At 54.5% G+C, this 4,289-nt stretch carries 3 protein-coding genes; all 3 read left to right on the forward strand.

The window, feature by feature from the left end; translation table 11 throughout:
- Positions 1–243: 243 nt before the first annotated feature.
- Positions 244–1,536: an adenylosuccinate synthase gene (locus MHY22_RS11390; protein ID WP_005325555.1), complete on the forward strand. Its 1,293-nt coding sequence runs from the start codon at positions 244–246 to the stop codon at positions 1,534–1,536.
- Positions 1,537–1,911: 375 nt separating this feature from the next.
- On the forward strand, positions 1,912–2,235 hold the full coding sequence (locus MHY22_RS11395) for a malonyl-CoA-ACP transacylase (RefSeq protein ID WP_239279386.1): 324 nt from the start codon (positions 1,912–1,914) through the stop codon (positions 2,233–2,235).
- 736 nt (positions 2,236–2,971) lie between these two features.
- Positions 2,972–4,289 (forward strand): VaFE repeat-containing surface-anchored protein (locus MHY22_RS11400; RefSeq protein WP_239279387.1); only part of this gene is annotated, 1,318 nt, incomplete at its 3' end.

The raw sequence follows: 4,289 nt of genomic DNA on the forward strand, positions 1-4,289 counted from the left end.
GTCATCGAGGGAGGGAGTGGGGTCTGTGGGGAGGAGGGGGTTGAGGAAGGCGTCGATAAGCGCGAGCTCTTTGCGGGTAGGGATGGGGGAGAGGTCGTGGGCTTCGGCAGGCATGGCCACGCCCGGGGCGCCGCAGCGGAGGAACAAAAAACGCATGCGGACAATGCTACGCGGGCTTTTTGCGCCGGGAAAGTGTAAAGTTGGAGAGTATTTTGGCTTCAATTATGAGGAAGTGACTAAACAATGGCAGCGATCGTCATTGTCGGCGCCCAGTGGGGCGACGAAGGCAAGGGCAAAGCGACCGACATCCTCGGCGGCAAGGTTGACTACGTGGTCAAGCCGAACGGCGGTAATAACGCCGGCCATACCGTCGTGGTAGGCGGCGAAAAATACGAGCTGAAGCTCCTGCCGGCCGGCATTTTGTCCGAGAACGCCACCCCGGTGCTGGGCAATGGCGTAGTGATCAACCTTGAGGCGCTCTTTGATGAGATTGACGGCCTTGAGGCCCGCGGCGCGAACGCCTCGCGCCTGAAAATTTCCGCCAATGCGCACCTGGTGGCGCCGTACCACCAGACCCTGGACCGCGTGCAGGAGCGCTTCCTGGGCAAGCGCGCGATTGGTACTACCGGCCGCGGCATTGGCCCGACCTACGCCGATAAGGTTGCGCGCATTGGCATCCGCGTGCAGGACATCTTTGATGAGTCCATCCTGCGCCAGAAGGTGGAATCCGCGCTGGATATCAAGAACCAGATGCTGGTGAAGATGTACAACCGCAAGGCCATCGAGGCGGACCAGATTGTGGAGTACTTCCTGAGCTACCGCGACCGCCTGCGCCCGATGGTTATCGACGCCGAGCTGGAGCTCAACCAGGCCCTCGAAGCTGGCAAGCACGTGCTCATGGAGGGCGGCCAGGCCACCATGTTGGATGTGGACCACGGCACCTACCCGTTCGTGACCTCGTCTAACCCGACGGCCGGTGGTGCTTCCGTAGGCTCCGGTATTGGCCCTACCCGCATCAAGACCTCGCTGGGCATCATCAAGGCTTATACCACCCGCGTGGGTGCCGGCCCGTTCCCCACCGAGCTCTTTGATAAGTGGGGCGAGTACCTGCAGACCACCGGTGGCGAGATTGGTGTGAACACCGGCCGCAAGCGCCGTTGTGGTTGGTATGACTCCGTTGTGGCGCGCTATGCCACCCGCGTTAACGGCTTTACCGATTACTTCCTGACCAAGCTGGACGTTCTCACCGGCATCGGCGAGATCCCGATCTGCGTGGCTTACGACGTCGACGGTAAGCGCTACGACGAGCTGCCGCTTACCCAGTCCGAATTCCACCACGCCGAGCCCATCTTTGAGACCATGCCGGCCTGGGATGAGGACATCACGGAGTGCTCCACCTTTGAGGAGCTGCCGCAGAAGGCGCAGGATTACGTCCTGCGCTTGGAAGAGCTGTCTGGCTGCCGAATCTCCTATATCGGCGTTGGTCCGGGCCGCGACCAGACCATCATTCGCCATGACGTGATGGAGGACCAGTAAGGATGTAGTCCTTATTAGCGTGGTGTGAGGGCCCCACTTTCTAGCACAGCTGAACTGGCTCTCTGCGCGCTGTTTCTTCTGCTCCTCCAAGTAGGCAGCTAAGGTTCCTATTCCCTAACTAGCTCCCCGTCCCCCCCTAGGGGAGCTGGTTCTCACCAGGTGAAAGCGCCCGTGTCCCGTCATTGTGACGGCGCACGGGCGCTGTGGCGTTTTCCGCGCCCCTTAACCGCCACAAGCCCATGACATGGTGAATTAAGGTGTTCACTGTTGAATGTAACTAGACCCTAAGCTAAAGTTAAGTTTGCTTTAAGTACAGAAAGTCTTCAGCTTTCGCGGGCCAAATTCCCGCGCACTAAATCACAGGGAGTTACTTCAATGATTATCAAGCTTTTGAGCGGCCTGCTAGCCACGATTTTGGGCTTCTTCGGCCTGGGCGCCCCGGCGCAGGAAGCTGCGCCGGCACCTGAGCAGGAGCAGGTTGCCGTTGCTGAGCAGGGCAACAACGACGACGTGCAGGCGCTTATCGACGCCGCCCAAGCCGAAGCCGGCTACGACTTCATCAGCGTCCGCTACGAAGGTGACACCGCCCATATTGCCCTGAACCCGGAGACCTACAATCCGGACAAGGACGACGCTACTTTTGAGGCAGTTTCCCAGCTTCTGCAGGAGAAGGGCTACAAGGTCACTGCTGTTCTTTAAGTCCTAATTTATTCCAGGATCCGCACTGCGGCTTCGGTAAAGCATCCGCTTGCCGACGCCCGTGCGGATTTTTCTTTGCCCAATTCTCCCTCACCCCTGTGCGTGACCCCTAGGTGTGATTGTGACGACCCTGGGCAGAGTTTTCGCTCACACATCGCTTCTTGGAGATGAATGGCAATAGGGTTAAGGATTACTACATTTCTAAAATGTCGAACGTGTGTACATTCTTATCGAATGTTCTGCAGTCACACCTGTAACACCAACTTTCTGGGGATGGTAGCGGAGTGACGCGAAGAAATTGCGTGCAATCCCCCCTCTCTAAAATTTGCATGAAATTAGATAAAGCGCAGCGTAAAGAAATATCTACGTAGGTCTTGTTAAAACTAATCTTAGTATTGATTAAGCCATTGGTGTGGTGTCCTGACCTTAAGAAAGGCCTAGGATACATCGAACATACGTATTTAAAACTAGGTTAACCGTGGAAATAAGCGCATCTACCTGTGGGTATGAAATTAGAAATCCTGCATAACCTGCAGTTTTCTAAAGCTTTCTGGCTGGCGCCTTAAATTTTCCCGTGATATTATGCTGAGAGCACAATAAGAGTTAATCCAGATTCGGGTTCAAAACCCTGATTAACCGCAGTGTGTTCAAGTCTCAATTTCAGGTTCTGTTCAGCGAAAACACTCGCCGTACAGGAAAACGAATGTAAGTATTTGTACCGCTCGAAGAGGAAAGAATGAGTAAATTAAGAAACATATCCCGAGAGGGGTGGATGGTCTTTACCGCAGTGCTTGCTGCAATTGCGGTAATTGCGGCCATGGTCACCGTTCCGGGTGGCAAGGCGGAGGCTGCTGAGCCTACCGACTTCGTGCCGAATGAGACACTTAGCCCCTATCATGTGAAAGAGGGGCGTGATACAACGTGGGGTCCACTCGTGTGGGCTGGTGTACCGGAGGGGCAACCTAAATCTAAGCAAACCGGCAATGATGTTGGTTGGGGGTGGTGTATTGATTTCACAACCCAGGACCCGGTTGCTGTAAATCGGAGCTATCACAAGTCGACGGCCGGTGCTCTTCGCTTTGACGATCCGAAGTATCAAGATGCTGCGATTGGTTTGGCGATGAAGCTTCGTGATGCTACTAAGGCAGGGGATAAGAAACTTACCGCGAACTACAGTGTTTACTTGGCTGCCTTAATCTCGGACGGTTCTGGTCGTACAGAGGCTGTTAGGGTGATTCGGGGGGGCAGTGCTGCCGACCCCGACCGCTTCAAGGCTTTTACGGGCAGTGAGGAAGAGTTCGCTTCTCTCACGGGTCTGCGGATCGTAAGTGACACTGGTCAAAAAGGCGATATTGATACAATGTTTGAAGCTGACCCGTCGGTGACTATTGAGAGTCAGCCGGCTGATGCTTTTATTACCATTGTCGGTCCGGACGGCAATTGGAATATTCGTAAAGGTGTTGGTCAGCGAGTAGTCCCAGTTGATCAGCCCGGATTGCCTGACGATGGTGGAAGTGGCTCGAACCCATCTGGACAAGAGCCGTCTATTAAGACTGAGGCTAAGTTTGCTGAGGGTTCGACTCGTGTTGTTAATGGTGCGGTTGTTACTGACACTGTGACTTATGAGGGTCTGGTTGTTGGTAAGAAGTACCACCTGGATGCGAAGTTGATGTCCAAGGATGGCAAGACTGTTCTGGGTACTGGTGAGGCTGAGTTCACTGCTGCTGAGGGTGGTAGTGGTTCCACCACGGTTGATATCAAGGTTGATAATGCTGAGAAGCCGGTTGAGTCTGCTGTTGCGTTTGAGGAGTTGACCTCTCTTGAGGTTGAGTCCAATGGTGATGAGACTCCGGATGCTGATACTCCGAATAAGATTGCGGAGCACAAGGATCTGAATGACCGTGCTCAGACTGTGGACTCTAAGGAGACTTTGGAGCCGTCTATTAAGACTGAGGCTAAGTTTGCTGAGGGTTCGACTCGTGTTGTTAATGGTGCGGTTGTTACTGACACTGTGACTTATGAGGGTCTGGTTGTTGGTAAGAAGTACCACCTGG

It is taken from the genome of Corynebacterium sp. ACRPO, from assembly GCF_022347205.1.
Lineage (GTDB): Bacteria > Actinomycetota > Actinomycetes > Mycobacteriales > Mycobacteriaceae > Corynebacterium.